Consider the following 20,113-nt stretch of genomic DNA (forward strand, 5'->3'; position numbering starts at 1 on the left):
CTTTCCGGGCTTTTTCTATTGCCGTGCGTATCTTTGTTACGTACGAATGGGCAAACAGCCGCTTGCTCTTTGGGAGCAAGCGGCCGGTCGCCTATCGTTTTTCAAACTTACAGTTTTACAATAATCTTCTGACCGGAGGCTGGAACAAGCTTCAAGCCTTCGGATGTTTGCTGCGATTCAGCGCCTTCAACAGCCGCTGCCTGCGCAATACCGCGCAATACGGCCTGCCATGGCTTGCCTGTGCCTTCGTAGCTGATTTCGATTGTGCTGCCTGTACGTGTAGCCGTAGCTGTTGCTTGCGGCTGGCCGTTCAGATCATGGATAACCGCTTTCGCCGTTGCGCCGTCTTCCAGCTCGAACAGGTGCAGCGTTACGTTATCCGCATAATCGTAGTCCGGCTTTTGGTTATTGCTGCCGATGGCAAGAAGCGTGTTCGGACGAACAAGCAACGGAATCGAGCTGTAGCAGTGCTGCTCTTCCACCCATTTGCCGCCTTCAACCGTCGTGCCGTCGATCAGGCTGGTCCATTTGCCCGCCGGTACGTAATATTTCGCTGTACCCTCGGTATTAAAGATTGGAGCAACAAGCAGGCTTTCGCCCAGCATGTACTGACGATCCAAATAGTGAGTCGTTGGATCCTCAGGGAACTCGAGAACCATCGCACGCATCATCGGCACGCCTTTTTCGGTTGCTTCAACCGCATGGTTGAACAAATAAGGCATTAGGCTACTCTTAAGCTCCGTGAAGTAACGAAGGACGTCAACGGACTCCTCGTCGAAGAGCCAAGGCACGCGGTACGATTCGTTGCCGTGAAGACGGCTATGCGAGCTGAGCATGCCGAAAGCTACCCAACGCTTGTAGATATCCGGCGGTGCCGTCCGTTCGAAGCCGCTGATATCGTGGCTCCAGAAGCCAAAGCCGGACAGGCCAAGCGACAGGCCGCCGCGGAGCGATTCCGCCATCGAATCATAGTTCGCCGAGCAGTCGCCGCCCCAATGTACCGGGTACTGCTGGCCGCCAGCCGTAGCCGAACGCGCGAACAGCATCGCTTCGTTTTTGCCGCGGTTTTCTTCCAGTACTTCGAATACCGCTTTGTTGTACAGCTGCGTATAGTAATTGTGCATTTTTTGCGGATCGGAACCGTCGAAGTAAACGACATCCGTAGGGATACGCTCGCCGAAGTCCGTTTTGAAGCAGTCGACGCCCATATCCATCAGACGTTTCAAATGACCTTTGTACCATTTCACCGCATCCGGGTTCGTGAAGTCGACAAGGCCCATGCCCGCTTGCCATTTATCCCATTGCCATACGCTGCCGTCCGGCTTGCGAACGAGATAGCCATTCTCCATGCCTTCCTGGAAGAGAGGCGACTTCTGGCCGATGTAGGAGTTGATCCATACGCAAATGCGAAGACCGCGTTCTTTCAGACGGCGAAGCATGCCTTCCGGATCCGGGAACATGTCCGCATCCCATTCGAAGTTGCACCATTCGTATTCTTTCATCCAGAAGCAGTCGAAATGGAAGACATGAAGCGGAATATTGCGCTCAGCCATTCCTTCAATAAAGCTGTTAACCGTTGCTTCATCATAGTCCGTCGTAAACGACGTTGTCAGCCATAGGCCAAACGACCATGCCGGAGGCAATGCCGGTTTGCCGGTCAGCTTCGTGTAGTTGTCGAGTACATCCTTGAGCGTTTTGCCGCCTACGATGAAGTACTCCAGATGCTCGCCCGGTACGCTGAAGCCAACCTTCGATACAACTTCGGAGCCAATCTCGAACGATACGCGTTCCGGATGGTTGACGAATACGCCATAACCTGCGCTGGACAGATAGAAAGGTACGTTTTTGTAAGCTTGCTCGGAGCTTGTGCCGCCGTCTTCGTTCCAGGAATCAACTACCTGGCCATTCTTAATGAACGGAGTGAAGCGCTCGCCAAGACCGTATACTTGCTCGCCAACGCCAAGATCCAGCATTTCGCGGAAGAATGCTTTGCCTTGCTCTTGTACGTAAGCCGCAGCCTTTTGCGCCGTGCCCGTCACCTTGCGGCCGTTCTGGATGAATTCCAGGCCCCAAGTCGGCGATTTGCGGATGCGTGCCTGCAGGCCGCCGCTTGTCAGGGTTGTGAATTGCTCGTCATGTTCAACGGATACGCTATGATTTGCATCCACAAGAGTTTCGAATTCAGGGCCAACTTGTTTCACGCCGGCATGGTGAACCCAGCGAACTTTAATAACATCGGGGATTGGAGAGCTGATCTCGGCTGTAAGCATCGTGCCGTTCAGCGTATCGCCTTTGATGACAACGGGCTTTGTTGCCATGTAAGCCGTCAGCTTGCCGTTCTTTTCTTTCAACTCGCGAACGTCAACCGGATGCTGCATATGAACGCCTTCGCGAATTTGCCAATAACCATCGGTAAATTTCATGTTTGGGTTCCTCCTAAAATGAATTGTGAAGCAATTCATACTTCGTAAGCGTTTGCTTAATAATTGCGAAGTAATTATAGCTTCGTAAGCATTTGCTTAATAATTGCGAAGCAATCATAGCTTCGTAAGCGTTTGCTTAATGAAACGTCATAAAAGTCTTGCCGTGCAAGGATTTCTAGGTTGTTACAAGGTACTCAGTAGCTTCTCGTGCCTTGTAAACGGTTATGTTATAATAATATTGTCTTATTCTCTTTAACTCTGCCTAAATATTGCTCATTATTATCACGATTTTGACATTGTCTATTTTTCTATAGGAGTTTTGTTTATGGATAAATCATTGCTGAAAGAAGCACGCAAGCATGGTACCCCCATCTATCCGGTAAGCTTGTACGAAATTACCTGTCCGGCTGATGCTCCGCTACTCGATTTGCATTGGCATGACGAGCTTGAACTGCTGCTCGTGACGGAAGGAACAGCCGTATTCCGGGTCGATCTGCAGGATTACGAGCTGCAGGCGGGGGAAGCGATCTTCGTTAATTCCGGCGAGCTTCATTCCGGGTATGTTGTAGGAGATAAACCATGCTCTTTCGAGGCAGTTGTGTTCCATTCCAGCTTGTTCAGCAGCGGATCCATCGATTATTTATTCGACCGTTATATTTCTCCCGTTCTGGAGAGAAGATATGAAGTACCGGCCCATTTGCGCCGGGAGCCGGGTCCAAGCATGGAGCTTCTTGCGATGCTCGACCAGTTGTTTGAGGTTCATCGTCACGAACATACCGCTTCGGAGCTTACGATAAAAGGACTGCTGTTCAGCATATTCGCTAAACTGGTCAGCCTGGGAAAACCGTCCGTACGGGTAAAGCCGGAACAGGAAGGCTTCCGGATTGAGCGGCTCAAGACCGTAATCGAATATATCGAACAAAATTATGCCGAGCCTATTCCTTTGCGGAAGCTCTCCGAGCTGGCAAGAATGAGCGAGTCGTATTTTTGCCGGTTCTTCAAACGGATGACAACAAAAAGCCCAATCGAATATATGAACAGCTACCGCGTCCAACAAGCTGCCAGCCGTCTGCGGCAATCCGATGACAAGATCATGGAGGTTGCGCTCGACGTTGGCTTCAACAGCTTAAGCTACTTCAACACCGTGTTCCGCCAGCGCTTTGGCTGCACGCCGAGGGAATACCGGAGCCGGCTTCAGGAGAACGCGTAAGTCGGACGTTGCGAATTACAGGGTCGCCGCACTAGTTGCGCTATGTCATTGTTCCTTAACGATGCGCGGCATCGTTAAGAGAGAACCAACCTAGCTTTTACCTAAGCTTAACGATGTGCCGCATCGTCAAGCAGCCGCATTTCACTTCAATTAGTGCTTTTTCGCCATTTCAGCGTTCTTAACGATGTCCCGTATCGTTTAGAGCATTAAAAAGTTACTTATAACACGGCTTAACGATGTCCCACATCGTTAAGCTGCAGAAGAAAGGGACTGACCCGTAAGCCGCAAAGGTTTTGGTCAGTCCCTTCTATATATCCGTTCAAATTCCGCCCTGAAAAGTCAGCACGGCACCTCGTAACCCCTTCCAACCTATGGTAAAATAATGGAATCTCCTTGAGAGGGTGATTGCGTTTTGATAGAAATAGATCAAAGAGAGTTGATTACTTCCGAAGCCGAGCTTCGATCGTTAATCGGCTATCCGAGCGAGCTTGTCGAGCATAAGGTTATTTCCCTATTAGATGCTAACTGCCGCGATTTTATCGCCAAGTCCCCTTTTCTCGTTGTATCGACTGCGGATTCCAACGGGAATTGCGATGTCTCCCCAAGAGGCGATGCGCCGGGATTTGTTCATGTTTTGGACGATAAGCATCTCATAATTCCGGAACGTCCGGGCAATAAAAGAATAGATACCTTGCGCAACATTTTATCGAATCCGCATATCGGCATGCAGTTTTTTATTCCGGGACTTGGAGAAACTTTAAGAATAAACGGCAGTGCCTACATAACCAAAGAGGAAGATCTATTAAAGCCATTAGCCGTAAAAGACCGTGCACCTCAAATCGGTATTATCGTAGAGGTTAACGAATGCTATATGCATTGCGCTAAAGCTTTCCTGCGCTCACAGCTATGGAAGCCCGAAACGTGGCTCGTCAAAGAGCTGCTGCCCTCCCCTGCCAAAATCATTTCCGAGCATGCCAACCTGGCTGGCTCAACCCCGGAGGTCATTGCCGCCCGGCTTGAGGATGGCTATAAGAATCGGTTGTATTAATCTTAATGTGAGGTTTTTCGATGACAAACAGTACTTTAAACCGCAAAGTTGACGGCTTTATAAACAAGTCCAAGAAGTGGAAGGAAGAATATATCAAGCTGAGAGAGATCGTTCTTGAATGCGAACTGACCGAAGATTTCAAGTGGATGCATCCCTGCTACACGTTTGAGGGCAAAAACATTCTAATCATCCACGGCTTTAAAGAGTATTGTGCCATTCTGTTTCAGAAAGGCGCTCTGCTCAAGGACCCAAGCGGCATTCTCATCCAGCAGACCGAAAACGTGCAGGCTGCTCGCCAAATCCGGTTCACGAATGTGGAGCAAATCATAGAAATGGAAGATATCCTGAAGGCTTATATAAATGAGGCCATTGAGGTAGAGAAGTCCGGTCAGGAAATTCCTTATAAAAAGCATGACGAGTATGCAGTCCCTGAAGAGCTACAAACCAGATTCGATGACCAGCCTGCTTTTAAAGAAGCGTTTGAAGCTTTAACGCCAGGCAGGCAAAGAGCCTACCTGCTTCATTTCTCCGCCGCCAAGCAATCCAAAACGCGCGAAGCCAGAATTGAGAAATACTATCAGCAAATTCTTGACGGCAAAGGATTAAATGATTAAACCAGAAAACTCTACCCCCTCATTTTAAGAGGGCGTAGAGTTTTGCTCTTATTGTCTACCTGTATCGCCCCAACCTGTATTTCACCTGCTCCAGCAGGGGTTGAGCTACCGCTCTTGCTTTCCTTGCGCCATCTCTCAAAATATCATCAATTTGATCTCTGTCCGCCATGTATCGATTATACTTATCCCGCGGTCCCTCCAAGAATGCGTTCATAACCTGATAAAGCTCCTGCTTGGCTTCTCCCCAGCTGATACCGCTCCGATACCTTTCTCGCATAACCTCAATCTGCGCATCCGCGGCAAACTCTTTATAGAGCAGAAAAACATTCGAAGCCTCGGGATCTTTCGGCTCGTTCGGCGGGGTAGAATCGGTCTTGATTTTGCTTACCAGCTTCTTCAAGCTGTCGGCCGTTTCGAACAACGGAATCGTATTATTGTAGCTTTTGCTCATTTTCCGTCCATCCAGACCCGGTATTACGGCCGTTTGCTCATCCACAATGTAATTAGGCAGCTTAAAGGTATCGCCATAGATGCGATTAAAAGCTTCCGCCAGATCCCTTGCAATCTCGACATGCTGAATTTGATCTTTGCCGACGGGAACCTGATCCGTTTGAAAAAGCAAGATATCCGCCGCCATCAGGATCGGGTACGTAAACAAGCCTATGTTCACACCGGTATCGGTGTCCACGCCAAGCTGCTCGTTTTTATCCGCGATCGCCTTATACGCATGAGCACGATTCATAAGACCCTTTGGCGCCATGCAAGCCAGAATCCAGCTTAGCTCGAAAATTTCCGGCACGTCGGATTGGCGGTAAAATACAACCTGCTCCGGATCAAGCCCCAAAGCCAGCCAGGTTGCGGCAATCCCGTAAGATAAGTCGTTAAACTCATCCCGATTTTGAATAAACGTTAAACCGTGATAATCCGCGATAAAATACAACGCCGTGTTATCCCGATTTTTTGCAATTTCCAGCGCCGGCTTAATAGCCGCGATGTAATTGCCGATATGCACTCTTCCTGTTGGCTTGATGCCCGTCAATACCGTGCTCATGTGTTTGCTCCCTTCTTCAACATAGAAATAAAAAAGGGGCCCTCATCCTTGGAAAGGACGAGAAACCCCGTGGTACCACCTTCATTAGCCCGATTTGCGCAAATCGGACTCGCTTTGACGTATCGACGCATGCTGGATGCTGGAATACGCGTCTCTTGTAACGACGAGACTTTCGCCAAAGCCTACTCAAAATCTTTTCGGTTTGGATGCTCAGAAGCCCACTTCGGCATAATCCCTACACTGATTCCCACCATCCATCAGCTCTCTGGAGTATTCGTTATGCGTACTCTCTTCATCATCGCAAGTTGGTATGATTTTGTTATTCCATTTTTACAACAGAACGCATAGATTTGTCAAATATACTTACTTCATAAGTTGTTCCGTTTCCTCAATGAGCTCCCGCAGCAGGTTCACGGCGCTCTTCAAGCGATCCGGATCTTCCGTAATGATAGTGAAAATTTCATTCACTCTACGGGAGTAATGGCTTGGTGCGACGGCAAAAGAATCGACGATAGCGGCAGCCCCTTTTTCATTCATGAAATAGGTTTCATTTACCGTAAAAAGCACCTGATTCAAGCACGCCACAGAGCGGAAGCAGCAGCCCGCAATATAAGCTAAATCGTTTTTATAAATACCTTTATATCCATTCTCGAGAGAAAAGCCCGCCTCCCAGAAAAACCTTTGTATAATCGCTTTTTTTAATGCAGCCGGATACGGAATTGTTTTGCTTTTCAGCTTACCTACGATTCCCGAAGGATCCCATAACACTTGGCATAGCGCAATCTCCGCCAAATAAATCGAGTTCACGAATCCATGGGGATGGCCGGGCTGATAATCCATGGCGATATTCCCGCTGATGCATTGTTCGATTACTTGCGACACTTTGTTTTGATCCCGGTAGATGAAATCGACGGGAATTTGATTGATTTTAAGCCAGCCCCCGCCATTTATCCAGGGTCCCCACTCGCCTGTTTCGGTCACTACGTCATCTCTATGCTCGTCGTCCATTCCGGCAGCAGCTTTACGAAGCCCGGTTATATCGAGACCTGCCTCGGAGTCATAGTAAATCCCAATATCGATATCCGATTCGGGGCTCTCCGTCCCTCTAGCCCTTGAACCGCCAAGAACAATTGCCGTTACGCCTCCTACTTGTTTCAGGCGGTCAACAATATTCGGAATCGTGTAATTTATGTCCATGATCCTCACCAATCCTATTAGCGATAATGTTCTATTATAAACCAAAAAAAAGCGATACAGGCTCTAAGCCTGTACCGCTTTTTTGTTCAGCACCTGTTCAAAAGCTTCGTTGAAATACTGCATCACGTATTTCGCGACATGACATTCGAAGGAGGCGTAATCCGTTGCCACCTGCGATGGATCCTTAATAAACTCGCGAATCCGTTCAAACGTAAATTGCGGCTGATCAATGAATAACGTATTGGTTGCGCTAGGAACCACAACGACGGATGAATGCATAAGCAGCTGTGAGGACAGCGCATTGGATGTCAGGGAGATCGAATCCTCGGAGCCAATCAGCGTCAGCGTAGGATGGTCCAACCGAGCGAAATCCTCGTTAACCGGCGTTTCCCCATACAATTCGAATGTATCGAAATAAGTCTCCGGCGATACGGCCATATAGCCTGCAATGATTTTACGGTATAATGCGTGTTCCTCCGTCAGCTTGAAAATTCCGCTAACCAAGCTTTCCGCAAGATTCAGCATGTTTCCTTTACTAATGAGCTGCCTGCGGCCTTGGATAATGGACGCTACCGTTTTTCTCGGCAAAAAGGCAGGCGTCGACAACAGAACAAGGCTTTTCACCAGCTCAGCATGCTCTATACTGAACTTTACGGCTAGGCTTGCGCCAAAGCCATGTCCGAGCAGGTGAACGGGACCAAGCTCGAGCTCGGTCAGCAGCATAAGCAAATCTTCGGTAAATAACTCCCAGCTTAAGGGAACGTCGCCTCTCTCCGTCAGGCCATGTCCCCGCAGATCCAGCAGAACAACCCGGTAATGCTCCTTGATAAAGGGAAGAATAGGCTCCCATATTTCCAGGTTAAGTCCCAATCCATGTATCAAAACAATCGTTTCCGAAGCGGATTCCGCGTTATATATCTGATAGTTGACCGGAATATCCCGTAATTGGATAAATGGCATAGAATCCTCCTACGACAATGAACTGCATCTATCATATCGCCATTACGTCCATCCGTCTGTTGACTTTAAGTCACATTGCGGATAATCTCAAAGGAGAATACTAGATTCTGGGGGCGGACTAACGTGGATATTCGCATCGAATTTGGACAGAGAATCAAAGAGCTGCGTGCCCGGAGCGGAATGTCACAGGAGCATTTGGCCTATCGGGCCGGTCTTGACCGGAGTTACATAAGCGGTGTTGAGCGCGGGGAACGGAATGTCAGCATTATCAATATCGAGAAGATTGCCTCTGCCCTGCAAATCGGCGTTGCCTATCTATTCTCTGGCGAGCGCTTCTCTCCCAAGCAAGCCTACCAGCCGAAAGACTTCATCGTTCCTTTCAAGGACCGGGTGCATTACACGCTGGATCCGGATAAAAAACTGTTGTCGTTCCAGGTAAACGGATTGGCATCGGGTAAGCAGGACGTAGAATACATGTCCAATATTGTGCTTGGCATTTGCTCCGCATACGGGAAAGACGAGCTGGACGTTCTGGTGGATCATCGCGGCATGGTCACTTCCGACGGTGAGCCCGTCGTTTATTCCCCCGAAGTTGCGGAAAGAGCCGTACAATTCCAACAAGAGCTGACTTCCTACAGCAAAAAAGTGCTCGTGCTTTGCAATTCGGAGTTTATGGTCGAGCAACTCAACCATGTAGCGAAAGCAAGCGGCATTTTCGATAAAGCGTCCCATCTGTTCGACAAAGACAGGGATATGGTCGGCAAGGCTTACGAAACTTTCGATATCCACGATCATCCTTTTATCCGGACAAACTAACAAAAAACCGCCTTCTCAGGCGGTTTTTTCATTAGGAATGGACAACGCTTACGCGCCTAGGCCGGTTCACCAGATAGATGCTGCCAAGCACCAGAACAAGTCCTGCTAATAACGAATAGGTAAACGGCTCATGCAGGAACATGGTGCCGATCAGGATCGCAACCAGCGGAATCAGGAAGGTGAAGGACGCGACCTTGCTCGCCTCGCCCGAATCCATCAGCTTATAGAAGACAAGCCAGCCAAGCGCGATAACAAAGATGGAGATGAATAACAGGCTGAGAATAAATCGGCCGCTCCATACCACGTCCGACCAGCTTTCGGTGACGGAACCAAGCCCGGTCATAAACACGCCGCCGATTATGAGCTGCATCGTAACAAGCCAGATATTATCGACCTTGCCGCTTGACTTTTTCACATAGATCGTACCCAGTGCCCAGCTTAACGCTGAGCCAAGCGCAAGCAATATACCTGCCGCGGAAATATGCCCGGAAGCGCCGCTCGCCCCGCTCGATATAACCCCTACGCCTGCGAAACCCAGAACCAAGCCGATGACTTTTAGCCCGTTCATCAGCTCGCCAAGCCATAACCATGAGAAAAGCCCAACCAGTACAGGCTGAAGAAAAACAATCGCCGAGAACAAACCGGCAGGAAGATACTGTATGCCAATCGTCTGAAGCCCGTAATACAGCACTACGTTAACGACTGCGGACAGGAGATAAATCGGCCAGGTCTGCCGGATTTGAAGCTGGCGGTACCTTGGGAGCGCGGCCGCAAGGAGAAGCACGCCTCCTAGCAACGTTCTGACCCCCGAGAACAAGATGGGCGGCATATAATGAAGCGCGTATTTGGAAAGCGGCCAGTTGATCCCCCACACCAGCACCAGGAAAGTGATGAGTAATACGGTTTGCCGCTTCGATAAGCTTTGCATGATGATTGATCCTCTCTGATATTGCTTTAATGTCCCAGCAGGAGCGGTGTCAGAAATAACGTAATAATAGCCGTCAATATCATCGACACGCTGGATACGGTGCCGGAGATGCTGCCAAGCTCAAACGCTTTGGACGTCCCTGCCCCATGCGCGCTTGTTCCAAGCAGAACGCCGCGTGCAACCTCGTTGCGGATCCGGAACAGACGGATAATGGGCGGCCCAACCAAAGACCCGAAAATTCCGGTCACCATGACGGCAACGGCCGTAATGGTCGGAATGCCGCCAATGGATTGGGACACATTCATGGCGATTGGGGTTGTCGCGGAGTGCGGAATAAGGCTGTAAATGATTTTGTCATTAAGGCCAAGGCCTTTCGCCAGCCATAATGACGAAGCAACGGCAGCAGCCGAGCCGGTTAATACGCTGATTATGATTTGCGCACCATGCTTTTTGATAAGCTCAAAATGTCTGGACAACGGAATAGCGAAAGCAATCGTTGCCGGTCCCAGCATATCGGACAGCCAATGCGCGCCTGTGTTGTAGTCGGCGTAACTGGTTCGCGTCAAGGCCAGCAGCACAATCAGCACCACAGGCGTAACAATTAGCGGGGATAAAAACATAATCGGTTTATAACGGTAAATTTTTTGGGCCATTATATATACGAGAACGGTAATTAGCAGACTTACGGCTGCCATCATCATATGCGCGATTCCTCCTTGCGTTTAGCTACCCGCTGCGCCACCAGTCCGCTGCACAACATAACGATAACGGTGCCAAGCGTAATGACAAGCGCGATTTGAACGCCGGCGCTCATAATAAGCTGCTTGTAGCCAATAATGCCAACCGCTGGCGGAATAAAAAAAAGCAGCATAGTCGCAATAAGCCAATCGGAGCCGGATTCCACGAATTTGCGAGGAATAATTTTCGCCTGCAGCAGGATAAACAAGATTAGCATACCCAAAATGCTGCCGGGAACAGGCAAATGAAGCCATTCAACCATGTGGTTCATCAGCCACGAGAATACGATAAAGAATAAAACCTGAATGATTAATTTAACTGCGTAACGCATAACGGCCAACTCCCTTTAATGGAAGTGTACAGCAGCCTTTTTCATAGGTAAAATACATTTACAGAATGGTTTTCATTCCAATTATCTATGGATAAGGAGAAGCTTGCGCTTGGATATAAGACACTTGCAATATTTTGTGGAAGCCGCCCGCTTCCAAAGCTTCACCAAAGCCGCGCAATCCCTTTATATTACCCAGCCGACCATCAGCAAAATGATCAAAAATCTTGAAGAAGAGCTGGGAGTTGTCCTATTCGAACGGGTCGGCAAAAAAATCGTAATAACCGATGCCGGTTCGATTCTGCTCGAGCAAGCTCAGCAAATGGTCCAATCGTTCGGCAACATGAATTCGCGGCTGTCCGAGCTTATGGAGCTAAAGGTCGGACATATCCGCATCGGCCTGCCTCCTATGGTAGGGGTCACCTTTTTCCCCCGTATCATCGGAAAGTTTCGCGAGAAGTATCCCAAAATTACGATGCAGCTGTTTGAGCACGGTGCTAAAAAGGTCGAGGCCGATGTAGGCTCGGGCTCGCTGGATATCGGGGTTATTCTGCTGCCGACGAATGAGGAGAAGTTCGAATCCTTCTGCTTCCTGCGGCAGGACCTGATGCTGGTTGTCCCTCCTTCGCATAAGCTCGCCAGCCGGAGCGAAGTGCCGCTTATTGAGCTTAAGGAAGAGCCGTTTCTATTCTTCCATGAGGAATTTACGCTGCATGACCGGATCATTGCCGAATGCGAGAAGCTGGGATTCCAGCCGGATGTCGTCTTCAAGAGCACCCAATGGGATTTCATCAGCGAGATGGTAGCCGCAAAGCTGGGAATCGCGCTGCTGCCCGAGGCGATATGCCGGGAGCTCGATCTGGAACGGCTTCGCATCATCCCGCTGACTTCGCCAAGTATTCCCTGGCATCTGGCCATGATCTGGCGCCGCGACAGCTACCAGTCATTCGCTACGCGCGAATGGATTTCTTTTGCGCGGGAGGCTCTTCAGCAAGCGCCTTGAACAAAAAGAACACGGCCTCTATGTTTTAGAAAGCCGTGTTCTTTTTAGACTCTATTATTTTGCTGACTCCGTCAAATGAATAGTAACTCTCCAGCCCCATTCCGTAACAAGCATATAATCTTCGCCTGGCTGGAAACCGGTCGTATCGAATGTATATTCTTGATCTGCTGCCTCATCGGGAATAACCACTTTGCCACCGAAGTTATTGTTAACTTCCTGCTCATATTCGTAGTTACCGCCCGGTGTGTCGTCAAGAACAAAGTAAACCGTCCCGCCGTGAGTAACTTTAAAATGGATAACCGTTCCTACCGGGATTGTCATGCTGCTTTTTCTTTCGCCATCTACATAAATCAACATATATGAATCATGCTGATACGATATCGTTTCATCGTTCTGATCATCGCCATTCAAGGTTTCTAAAGTTCCTGCCGCAATTTTAAACCGTACCTCTCGCAGCTTAAACTTTTTCTCTGGCGTATACAGAATTTCGTTTCCGTTAATTTCCACGGCATCTGAGGCACTTAGAGGCAGAAACTCACCGTTACTGTCTTTTGTGGCTATTGTTATGGCATCGCGGAGATTTTTACCTTCAACCAGCTTAACATCACGGTTGTACTCAATTCTGAACTTCTCCCACTCAAAGTTGGTCTCGGCACCGCCGCCCGATGAAGCGAGCGGAGTTCCGGCCTTATCCAAGATTGTAACCATTCGATGATAGGAAGACTTACCCTCTGAATCAATGACAACCACGTACATCCAGTTGTTGAAGGTTAAATCGCTAGTATCAAAGTTCGCCGGAACATCCTTTTTCACTTCCATTTTCTTGGCTTTACCGGCATCTACCAAAGCATTCAGCATTTCAATATTTTCAAAATATTCATCCGTGAAGTAAGCTATCCCGTCTCGAGTACTTGTCACAGTTACGGGTTCGCCGCTGATGACTCGATCCTTGGCAAGATCTATCTCAAAATAAATGTTTCCAGGATTGCTGCCGCCTGTATCTCCGCCACCGGTATTGCCCCCACCCGTGTTTCCACCGGTATTGCCGCCTCCTGTGTCGCCACCGCCAGTATTGCCGCCTCCTGTGCTCCCGCCTCCAGAGTTACCTCCACCAAGCTCACCGCCGCCAATGCTGCCTTGACTATCCGTACCTGCAGGCTGCTCTTTTCCGCCAACGTTTACTTTGATATCAGAGGGAACGTCACTGCCTGTCTCCATTTTTTTCGGAGCCTTTTCCATGGATACGCCCGTTGAGTTGACAACCGCTTTCTCGACCGTACCTTCGCCGAGCATTTTGACAGCTGCGTTTAGTACCGCATTCACAATGGTCGCATCCTTGTCTGCTTGCACGCTGGTTCCGCCAGCCGAATCCGCCACAACCATTTGATCAATAGATCCTTTTGGAATCTGAACAATAATGCTTTCCGCTTCAACATTGACGGTATCAAAATGTCCGGTCAAGACAACGCGGGAGTTATTCGGCAATTGATTCGAAAGGGTTACTTTACTAATATCTACGCCATCTGCCGCTTCCAATTTGGCGCCCGTTTGAACGGTGATTTCCTGAACGGTCGTTTTACCTTGCGCGACAATACGCACTGTACCCTCTGCTTTATTAACGATTACGGTAAGAATCACGGAATCTTCAAGGTGAATGCTGTTCTCGCCTCCGCCATACACGAAGGTTTTTCCATGAACCGTAACGTTTTTCAAATAAACATCGCCATTGCCTACATTTTCGCCAATAATCAGATCACCAGCAATATCCATGTTTTGGAGCGTAGTGCCGGCCGAATTTACGATAACGCTGCCAGATTGTTTCTGCACGCCTTCGGCAGGACCATTTACTCCCGCTTCCGCCCAGACACCGTATGTATTAAAAGCACGGTCTAGGATGCTGGCCGCTTCAGCGCGCGTAACTTGCTTGGCAGGCTTGAACTCTCCATCCGTGTATCCTGTGATAATACCTGCTTGCGCAGCGGAAGCAACTCCCTGCGACGCCCAGCCCGAGATCTTGCCGCCATCATGGAAAGATGCATTCGCAGCAGCTGCCGGAAGTGAAAGCAGTTTTGCTATTGTTAACGCTGCTTCCTCTCGCGAAATATTGGCACCGGGGCGGAATGTACCGTCCGTATAACCTTTCATATAGCCTGTCTCATAAGCAATGGCTACATCATTAGCAAACCAATCAGCAGCAGCTACATCCTTGAAATGAATCTCCGCTGCTTGACGGTATTGAAAAAGACGATTAATTAGTGCTGCCCATTCTCCGCGCGTAATAGCACGCTCCGGTTCAAATTTCTGTGAGGTTACCCCGTTAATGACCCCTCTTGAGCTCCAACGGTCGATTGCCGATTTCGCCCAGTGGCCGGACACATCAGCGAAGCTCAGGCTGGTGTCAGTCGCAGCCGTTGTTTCCGGGGTTGCCGCGCTTACAGCTCCTGCGAACAATGCTCCAAATGCAAGCAGCATCGCCAGCAAAAGACTTGTTACTTTTTTCATGATTCCCGCTCCCTATTTGGTTATTCTTACCTACTAAAATCACATCTATAAAAATATCACAGCAGATACTAAAGTTCTATAATTATTTTCAAATAATTAGGATGTTGTAAAAATATTAGTAATTGCAGTAAACACTTAAAAAGGCGATAGTTGCATCCTCACGGAAGCAACTATCGCCTTTACTATAGATTTACAACTAATCTATCAAACTAAATTTAAATATCTTCAGTTACCTTCTGCTAACCCGCGGTCCTCCCGGAGGCGGACCACCTGGGCCACCTGGGCCACCTGGGCCACCTGGGCCGCCAGGACCTCCCGGTCCACCCGGACCCGGTCCAAATCCCGGTCCAAATCCCGGCCCGCCCCATGGCGGACGTGGAGGCGGTCCCCAGCCCCACCACGGCGGACGTGGCGGTGGTCCCCAACCCCACCATGGGGGACGCGGCGGCTGCCAGCCCCACGGCGGCGGAAACCCGCCTGGAGGAAACCCGCCTGGAGGGAAACCACCTGGTTGAAAGCCTCCCGGGACAAATGTCCGATTAGATTTCGTCATTAGCAATTACTCCTTTATCAGAAAAGTAATTAAATGCCTGCGTTAGCGTATGCCAATACCCAGGGGTTGGTATAGGCAACCGCACACCTTCCCGGGAATAGGTGAATACCCTGTAGCAAACTTTTCTGTTCTGGAGGCCCAGCATGATACCCTATTATCCTTATTACAGCCAGGAAACCAAATGCAAGCAGGTACCGGTGACCTTTCCGCCGCAGCATCAGGACCGACAGCCCGGCCTGGAATATCTTATGAATCCGACTCCGATCTCGGATAACCCGGAATACAAGGGCAGCGGCAAGCTGAAAGGCAAAGTCGCGATTATTACGGGCGGTGACAGCGGGATAGGCCGCGCCGTTGCGATCGGATTTTCCAAGGAAGGCGCGGATGTCGCAATCGTTTATTTGTACGAACGCGAAGACGCGCTGGCTACCAAGCAGATGGTGGAGCAATACGGGGGACGCTGCCTGCTCATCGAAGGCGATCTCAGAAAGCCGGAATTTTCCGCGGAGGTTGTCCAAAAAACAATCGGGCACTATGGCTGTCTGGATATCCTAGTCTTGAATCAAGCCGTGCAATTCCCGCAAAAATGCATTCTGGACATTTCCAACGAGCAGCTCGAGGATACGTACAGGACAAACATCTTCCCGCATTTCTATTTGACCAAAGCTGCCCTCCCCCACTTGAAGGCCGGAAGCTCCATTATTAGTACGGCATCCGTTACCGCCTATGCGGGAGCACCGCTGCTGGTTGATTATTCCTCGACCAAAGGCGCCATCGTCTCCTTCACCCGTTCCTTGTCTCTTCAGCTCGTAGGCTGCGGCATACGCGTAAACGCCGTTGCCCCAGGTCCGATCTGGACGCCGCTTATCGTATCCAGCTATTCCGCTGAATACGTCAAAACCTTTGGCCTGGAGACGCCGATGAAACGGGCAGGCCAGCCGTTCGAGCTTGCGCCTACTTATATTTATCTCGCATCCGACGATTCCTCGTTTGTTACCGGTCAAGTTCTGCATGTGAACGGCGGAGTCATGACGGAGACGTAGAAGATTCCATCCCGTCCGCGAGCGACACCAGCTTGTTAATGGTGTTCCAGTTTCGGACGGTGGAATGCACCCCAAGCTTTTCCGCCTTCACCGCAAGCTTGGAATTGCGAACCGTTTGATAGAACAGCAAATACAAATCCCGTCCCTTGCTGACGAAGAGCTCCTCGGCCGTTTCAAACGCCCGGAGCTTATCGAGCTGCTCGGCTGCCGGCTCTTCCAGCATCATCGACACATACAGGGATTCCCCCTGCGCCGTGGCTGCCGCCGCCGCAAGCTGCTCTTCCGTAAACGGACAGCTTGCGGCGATAACCCGTATCTCCTCCGCTGTCCGCATAATGACCTTGATTGAAAGCCCAAACACCGTTTCAATCTGCTGCTCGATCCGGCTGCGCAATACAGCCTCATTTTCTTCCGACTTGAATAAAATATTGCCGCTCTGAATATACGTCTGGACATCCTGTAATCCGATAGCGGTTAATGCCTCGCGCAAGTCGGCCATCTTGATTTTATTTTTCCCGCCGACGTTAATGCCCCGCAGCAACGCAATATTTACGGTCATGGGTCATTGCTCCTCCTTCATCCTCTCAAATTGCTTCGCATGCAAGTCTTTGTAAACCCCCTCTTGCTGAAGAAGCTCTTCATGCCTGCCTTTTTCCACAATCGTTCCATCCTGCACGACCAGGATTTGATCGGCTGCCATAATGGTGGACAACCGGTGCGCAATGACGATACTTGTCTTATTCTGCAGCAGGACGCTCATTGCCTTCTGAATATAGTACTCCGATACCGTATCGAGAGAGGAGGTCGCTTCATCCAGAATAATAATGGCCGGATCTTTGAGCAGAACCCTCGCAATGGAAATCCGCTGCTTTTCCCCGCCCGACAGCTTCATCCCCCGGTTGCCTACTACCGTGTCGTAGCCGTCCGGCAGCTCCATAATGAAATCATGGATATAAGCCGCTTTGCATGCCTCCCGCATTTCCTCTTCCGAGGCTTCATCATTGGCATACATCAGATTTTCCCGAATCGTCCCATTAAATAAGTAACTGTCCTGAGTGACCAGGCCAATCTGCGACCGCAGCGACTCCAGCGTCATATCCTTGATATCCGTTCCGCCTATGCGGATACGGCCCGAGCTTCGCTCATAGAGCCGCGGCAGCAAGTTCGTAATCGTCGTCTTCCCCGCCCCGCTTGGACCAACAAGAGCAGTCATTGTCCCCGATTCGGCCGTAAACGAGATTTTCCTCAGAGCTGGTTTGTCTTTCTGATAAGCAAAGCTTACATCCTCAAACTCAATATTTTTCCCGGAAATATCCGCAGGCAGCGCCTCCGGCTTATTGACGATAACCGGCTCCATATCGAAATAGTCGAAAATCCGTTCAAACAAAGCAATCGAGCGGTTGATATCGACGTACAGATTCGTCATTTGGCCGAAAGGTCCGTATATCCGCCCAAGCAAAGCAACAAAGCTGATAATTTCCCCTACCGATATCTCGCCTTGAATATACAAGTATCCGCCATACAAATAAATGAGCATCGGTCCAATCGTTGTAAACGTGGACAGCAGCATCATAAACCAGCGGCCGGCCATTGACTCCCTGATCTGCAGACGGGTGGATTCTGCGTTCACAGCCTTGAAGCCTTCGTATTCCTTCCGTTCCTTCGTGAACAGCTTCATGAGCAGATAACCGCTGATGCTAAGCGTTTCCTGAATGATATGGTTCTGCTCGGACATCTTCTCCTGCGTCTCTTTGGCGATTTTCCAGCGGACACGGCCCATTTTGCGAGTTGGAAAAAGAAACAGGGGAACAACAACCATCCCAAGTATAGCCAGCTTCCAGTTCATGACGAACAGCGTTCCAAGCGTTGTCGCAAGAATAAACAGGTTGCTCGCAAAATTGACGACGGTGCTGTTGAACACCCCTTGAATGCCGGAAATATCGCTTGTCATTCTCGTAATGACTTCGCCCTGCTTCACGTTGGAATAGAACTGCATGGGCATCTTTTGCAGATGCCGGTACATCTGGTTTTTCATATCGTATACGATATTTTGCGAAATATAGGAATTGAGATAGCTCTGCAGCACGCCAAGCAGACCGGACGCAACGGTTGCGGCAAGCGATATAAGCACCAGCTCCAAGAGCAGCCTCATATCTTTATTCGGAAGCGCATCGTCCACGATGTGCTGAATAAAAATCGGAGGCAGCAGCCCCAATCCCGAGGATAGAAGCAAAATAAACAATACAACAACGGTTTGTTTCCAGTAAGGGACAAAATAAGCGGAGATGCGGGCGAGCATCGCTTTCGTAATATTCGGCTTCGCTCCGTCATCAAACTTCATCTTGTTAAAGCCCATTCCCCCTGGACCTCCGTACATTCTGGACATCGGAACCCCTTCTTTCTTAAACGTCCGCTTAGAGATGGCTCAGGATCTGTTGATGAAGCTCATGCAGCTTATCGACATCATCCGGAGACAATTTCTCGAGCGCGCTGCTCAAGGCTTTATAAGAAGCCGCTTCCTGATTGTACAGCTCGCACAGCTCCTCGCCGTCTGGCGTAATAAACAGCTGGATCTCTCTCCGGTCCTGCTCGGAAGGCTCCCGTACGACAAGCCCTTTCTCTACAAGCTGGTCAATATGAACGCTGACCCGGCTTTTGGCGAATACCAGCTTCTCCGTCAGCTCCTTCTGCTTCTGCCCCGGATTCAGCCGGACTGACTCCAAAATATTGATCTGATGCACGGTTAAGCCGAGATTAGCCGCACTGTGAAAAGCCAGCTTCTTCAGTTGGCGCGTAATCCGGAAAAAAGATTGGTAAATATCCATTGCATCTGCTGCCATCTTTTAAACCCCTTCTTAGTTATCTTTGTAAACCGTTACGGTTGTAAACTAATTATACGCAAAAAGAAGAGAGCCTTCCAGCCCTCTGCTTGTGAACCTAATATAATGGATATTTCTGACGCAAATCCTCCCGGTGAAGCACATGGGAATCCTCGCGGATATAATGGCAGACATAGGAGCGGCGCCAGCGATTGTTGCTCCTGTTTTTACCTGACGAATGGATGAGAAGCTCGCTGAAAAACAAGATGTCTCCCTTCTCCATCACAACGGGAATCTGCTTGCTTGTATCCACGCCTTCCGTCTCTTCGGTCCAGGGCTCATGCTCTTCGATGTTTTTGACCGAGCCATGCGGCAGCAGCCCCAGTCTATGGGTGCCCGGCATTACCCACAAGCAGCCGTTCTCGACATCGATCAGCTCCTCCATCGCCGTCCATGCCGCAATCATCGTCATCGGATCATTCTTGATATAGTAGTAATCCTGATGTGCAGCCTGTCCCGGCGAACCTGGTTCTTTGTAGAAATACATGCTTTGCACGCATACCGCTTCTTTGCCCATCAGCTGCGCCAGCGCTCCGCGGACCAGCGCATGCTTCATCAGCTGTCTGGACATGCTGTCATGCTTATGGGGGTTAAAGAGACGCAGCGAATATTTTTTCAACTCCTCGCAAGCCGCCCACTCCGGCACCTGCGGCTGGTTCCTGATATCGTAAATGTGTCCGTTAAAGGCATCAATCAAATCGCCGGACATGCCTTTCTTCCATAACAAATATCCGTTTTCTCTGAAAAAGGCAATCTGTTCATCCGTAAGGGGAGTAAGCGGAGCCGTATAAGTCGTATTCACTAATCATTCTCCTTTATG

18 protein-coding genes and 1 other annotated feature are annotated in these 20,113 nt (G+C 49.6%); of the genes, 6 read left to right on the top strand and 12 right to left on the bottom strand.

Features of this window, described 5'->3' with window-relative positions:
- Window positions 1-107 precede the first annotated feature (107 nt).
- A complete protein-coding gene (yicI, locus tag CFI03_RS09040) occupies window positions 108-2,423 on the bottom strand; it encodes an alpha-xylosidase (RefSeq protein WP_248757123.1) in 2,316 nt (771 codons plus the stop codon).
- A 325-nt stretch (window positions 2,424-2,748) separates the two neighbouring features.
- On the opposite strand from yicI, the gene CFI03_RS09045 reads away from it, so the two are divergent.
- From CFI03_RS09045 to CFI03_RS09055, 3 genes are all read left to right on the top strand, one after another.
- Window positions 2,749-3,633 carry a helix-turn-helix transcriptional regulator gene (locus CFI03_RS09045; protein WP_248757125.1) on the top strand — a complete coding sequence of 295 codons (885 nt, stop codon included), beginning with the start codon at window positions 2,749-2,751 and terminating at the stop codon, window positions 3,631-3,633.
- Between the two features lie 415 nt (window positions 3,634-4,048).
- Window positions 4,049-4,681 (top strand): pyridoxamine 5'-phosphate oxidase family protein, encoded by a 633-nt coding sequence (locus CFI03_RS09050; protein WP_248757294.1) that lies wholly within the window; start codon window positions 4,049-4,051, stop codon window positions 4,679-4,681.
- A 20-nt stretch (window positions 4,682-4,701) separates the two neighbouring features.
- The gene (locus tag CFI03_RS09055; protein WP_248757126.1) at window positions 4,702-5,295 is read left to right on the top strand and encodes a YdeI/OmpD-associated family protein; all 594 of its coding nucleotides are present in this window, start codon (window positions 4,702-4,704) and stop codon (window positions 5,293-5,295) included.
- Between the two features lie 55 nt (window positions 5,296-5,350).
- Here the strand turns inward: CFI03_RS09055 and CFI03_RS09060 are convergent, their stop codons facing one another.
- The 3 genes from CFI03_RS09060 to CFI03_RS09070 form a co-directional block, all read right to left on the bottom strand.
- On the bottom strand, window positions 5,351-6,346 hold the full coding sequence (locus CFI03_RS09060) for a tryptophan--tRNA ligase (protein WP_248757128.1): 996 nt from the start codon (window positions 6,344-6,346) through the stop codon (window positions 5,351-5,353).
- 50 nt (window positions 6,347-6,396) lie between these two features.
- Window positions 6,397-6,654 (bottom strand) — a binding site (T-box leader).
- A 55-nt stretch (window positions 6,655-6,709) separates the two neighbouring features.
- On the bottom strand, window positions 6,710-7,543 hold the full coding sequence (locus CFI03_RS09065) for a nucleotidyltransferase domain-containing protein (RefSeq protein ID WP_248757130.1): 834 nt from the start codon (window positions 7,541-7,543) through the stop codon (window positions 6,710-6,712).
- A 63-nt stretch (window positions 7,544-7,606) separates the two neighbouring features.
- The gene (locus CFI03_RS09070) at window positions 7,607-8,503 is read right to left on the bottom strand and encodes an alpha/beta fold hydrolase (RefSeq protein WP_248757131.1); all 897 of its coding nucleotides are present in this window, start codon (window positions 8,501-8,503) and stop codon (window positions 7,607-7,609) included.
- Between the two features lie 123 nt (window positions 8,504-8,626).
- Here CFI03_RS09070 and CFI03_RS09075 point away from each other — a divergent pair, with 123 nt between their 5' ends.
- Window positions 8,627-9,319 (top strand): helix-turn-helix domain-containing protein, encoded by a 693-nt coding sequence (locus tag CFI03_RS09075; RefSeq protein ID WP_127498266.1) that lies wholly within the window; start codon window positions 8,627-8,629, stop codon window positions 9,317-9,319.
- A 31-nt stretch (window positions 9,320-9,350) separates the two neighbouring features.
- Here CFI03_RS09075 and CFI03_RS09080 read toward each other — a convergent pair whose 3' ends face one another.
- Genes CFI03_RS09080 through CFI03_RS09090 form a run of 3 tightly spaced genes read right to left on the bottom strand, consistent with a single transcriptional unit; the run spans window position 9,351 to window position 11,316 of the window.
- Window positions 9,351-10,247, bottom strand: coding sequence for a DMT family transporter (locus tag CFI03_RS09080; protein WP_248757132.1), 897 nt, complete (start codon window positions 10,245-10,247; stop codon window positions 9,351-9,353).
- 26 nt (window positions 10,248-10,273) lie between these two features.
- Window positions 10,274-10,948: an LrgB family protein gene (locus tag CFI03_RS09085; RefSeq protein ID WP_248757133.1), complete on the bottom strand. Its 675-nt coding sequence runs from the start codon at window positions 10,946-10,948 to the stop codon at window positions 10,274-10,276.
- Complete coding sequence (locus CFI03_RS09090; RefSeq protein ID WP_248757134.1) at window positions 10,945-11,316, bottom strand: CidA/LrgA family protein; 372 nt, start codon at window positions 11,314-11,316, stop codon at window positions 10,945-10,947. The genes CFI03_RS09085 and CFI03_RS09090 overlap by 4 nt, the downstream gene beginning before the upstream one ends.
- Before the next feature lie 109 nt (window positions 11,317-11,425).
- Between CFI03_RS09090 and cidR the strand changes: the two genes are divergently transcribed.
- Window positions 11,426-12,316 carry a cidABC operon transcriptional activator CidR gene (gene cidR / locus CFI03_RS09095; protein WP_248757135.1) on the top strand — a complete coding sequence of 297 codons (891 nt, stop codon included), beginning with the start codon at window positions 11,426-11,428 and terminating at the stop codon, window positions 12,314-12,316.
- Window positions 12,317-12,370: 54 nt separating this feature from the next.
- Here the strand turns inward: cidR and CFI03_RS09100 are convergent, their stop codons facing one another.
- Window positions 12,371-14,818, bottom strand: coding sequence for an S-layer homology domain-containing protein (locus tag CFI03_RS09100; protein WP_248757136.1), 2,448 nt, complete (start codon window positions 14,816-14,818; stop codon window positions 12,371-12,373).
- Between the two features lie 696 nt (window positions 14,819-15,514).
- Here CFI03_RS09100 and CFI03_RS09105 point away from each other — a divergent pair.
- Window positions 15,515-16,414, top strand: coding sequence for an SDR family oxidoreductase (locus tag CFI03_RS09105; protein WP_248757137.1), 900 nt, complete (start codon window positions 15,515-15,517; stop codon window positions 16,412-16,414).
- Here the strand turns inward: CFI03_RS09105 and CFI03_RS09110 are convergent.
- The 4 genes from CFI03_RS09110 to CFI03_RS09125 all read right to left on the bottom strand — a co-directional run bounded on the left by CFI03_RS09110 (window position 16,398) and on the right by CFI03_RS09125 (window position 20,095).
- Entirely contained in the window at window positions 16,398-16,973 is a 576-nt protein-coding gene (locus tag CFI03_RS09110) for a DUF1697 domain-containing protein (protein WP_248757138.1), read from the bottom strand. The two genes, CFI03_RS09105 and CFI03_RS09110, sit on opposite strands and share 17 nt — an antisense overlap.
- Window positions 16,974-16,976: 3 nt before the next feature.
- The gene (locus CFI03_RS09115) at window positions 16,977-18,800 is read right to left on the bottom strand and encodes an ABC transporter ATP-binding protein (RefSeq protein ID WP_248757139.1); all 1,824 of its coding nucleotides are present in this window, start codon (window positions 18,798-18,800) and stop codon (window positions 16,977-16,979) included.
- A gap of 28 nt (window positions 18,801-18,828) precedes the next feature.
- Window positions 18,829-19,254: a MarR family winged helix-turn-helix transcriptional regulator gene (locus CFI03_RS09120; protein ID WP_248757140.1), complete on the bottom strand. Its 426-nt coding sequence runs from the start codon at window positions 19,252-19,254 to the stop codon at window positions 18,829-18,831.
- 97 nt (window positions 19,255-19,351) lie between these two features.
- Complete coding sequence (locus CFI03_RS09125; RefSeq protein ID WP_248757141.1) at window positions 19,352-20,095, bottom strand: phytanoyl-CoA dioxygenase family protein; 744 nt, start codon at window positions 20,093-20,095, stop codon at window positions 19,352-19,354.
- Window positions 20,096-20,113 lie beyond the last annotated feature (18 nt).

It is taken from the genome of Paenibacillus sp. ATY16 (assembly GCF_003399985.2).
Taxonomy (GTDB): domain Bacteria; phylum Bacillota; class Bacilli; order Paenibacillales; family Paenibacillaceae; genus Pristimantibacillus; species Pristimantibacillus glycanilyticus.

Coding starts and splice junctions, on each gene's coding strand:
- CFI03_RS09080 (WP_248757132.1), bottom strand. CDS start 10,247: ATGCAAAGCTTATCGAAGCGGCAAACCGTATTACTCATCACTTTCCTG.
- CFI03_RS09120 (WP_248757140.1), bottom strand. CDS start 19,254: ATGGCAGCAGATGCAATGGATATTTACCAATCTTTTTTCCGGATTACG.
- CFI03_RS09105 (WP_248757137.1), top strand. CDS start 15,515: ATGATACCCTATTATCCTTATTACAGCCAGGAAACCAAATGCAAGCAG.
- yicI (WP_248757123.1), bottom strand. CDS start 2,423: ATGAAATTTACCGATGGTTATTGGCAAATTCGCGAAGGCGTTCATATG.
- CFI03_RS09060 (WP_248757128.1), bottom strand. CDS start 6,346: ATGAGCACGGTATTGACGGGCATCAAGCCAACAGGAAGAGTGCATATC.
- CFI03_RS09090 (WP_248757134.1), bottom strand. CDS start 11,316: ATGCGTTACGCAGTTAAATTAATCATTCAGGTTTTATTCTTTATCGTA.
- CFI03_RS09070 (WP_248757131.1), bottom strand. CDS start 8,503: ATGCCATTTATCCAATTACGGGATATTCCGGTCAACTATCAGATATAT.
- CFI03_RS09045 (WP_248757125.1), top strand. CDS start 2,749: ATGGATAAATCATTGCTGAAAGAAGCACGCAAGCATGGTACCCCCATC.
- CFI03_RS09055 (WP_248757126.1), top strand. CDS start 4,702: ATGACAAACAGTACTTTAAACCGCAAAGTTGACGGCTTTATAAACAAG.
- CFI03_RS09115 (WP_248757139.1), bottom strand. CDS start 18,800: ATGTCCAGAATGTACGGAGGTCCAGGGGGAATGGGCTTTAACAAGATG.
- CFI03_RS09100 (WP_248757136.1), bottom strand. CDS start 14,818: ATGAAAAAAGTAACAAGTCTTTTGCTGGCGATGCTGCTTGCATTTGGA.
- CFI03_RS09065 (WP_248757130.1), bottom strand. CDS start 7,543: ATGGACATAAATTACACGATTCCGAATATTGTTGACCGCCTGAAACAA.
- CFI03_RS09110 (WP_248757138.1), bottom strand. CDS start 16,973: ATGACCGTAAATATTGCGTTGCTGCGGGGCATTAACGTCGGCGGGAAA.
- CFI03_RS09085 (WP_248757133.1), bottom strand. CDS start 10,948: ATGATGATGGCAGCCGTAAGTCTGCTAATTACCGTTCTCGTATATATA.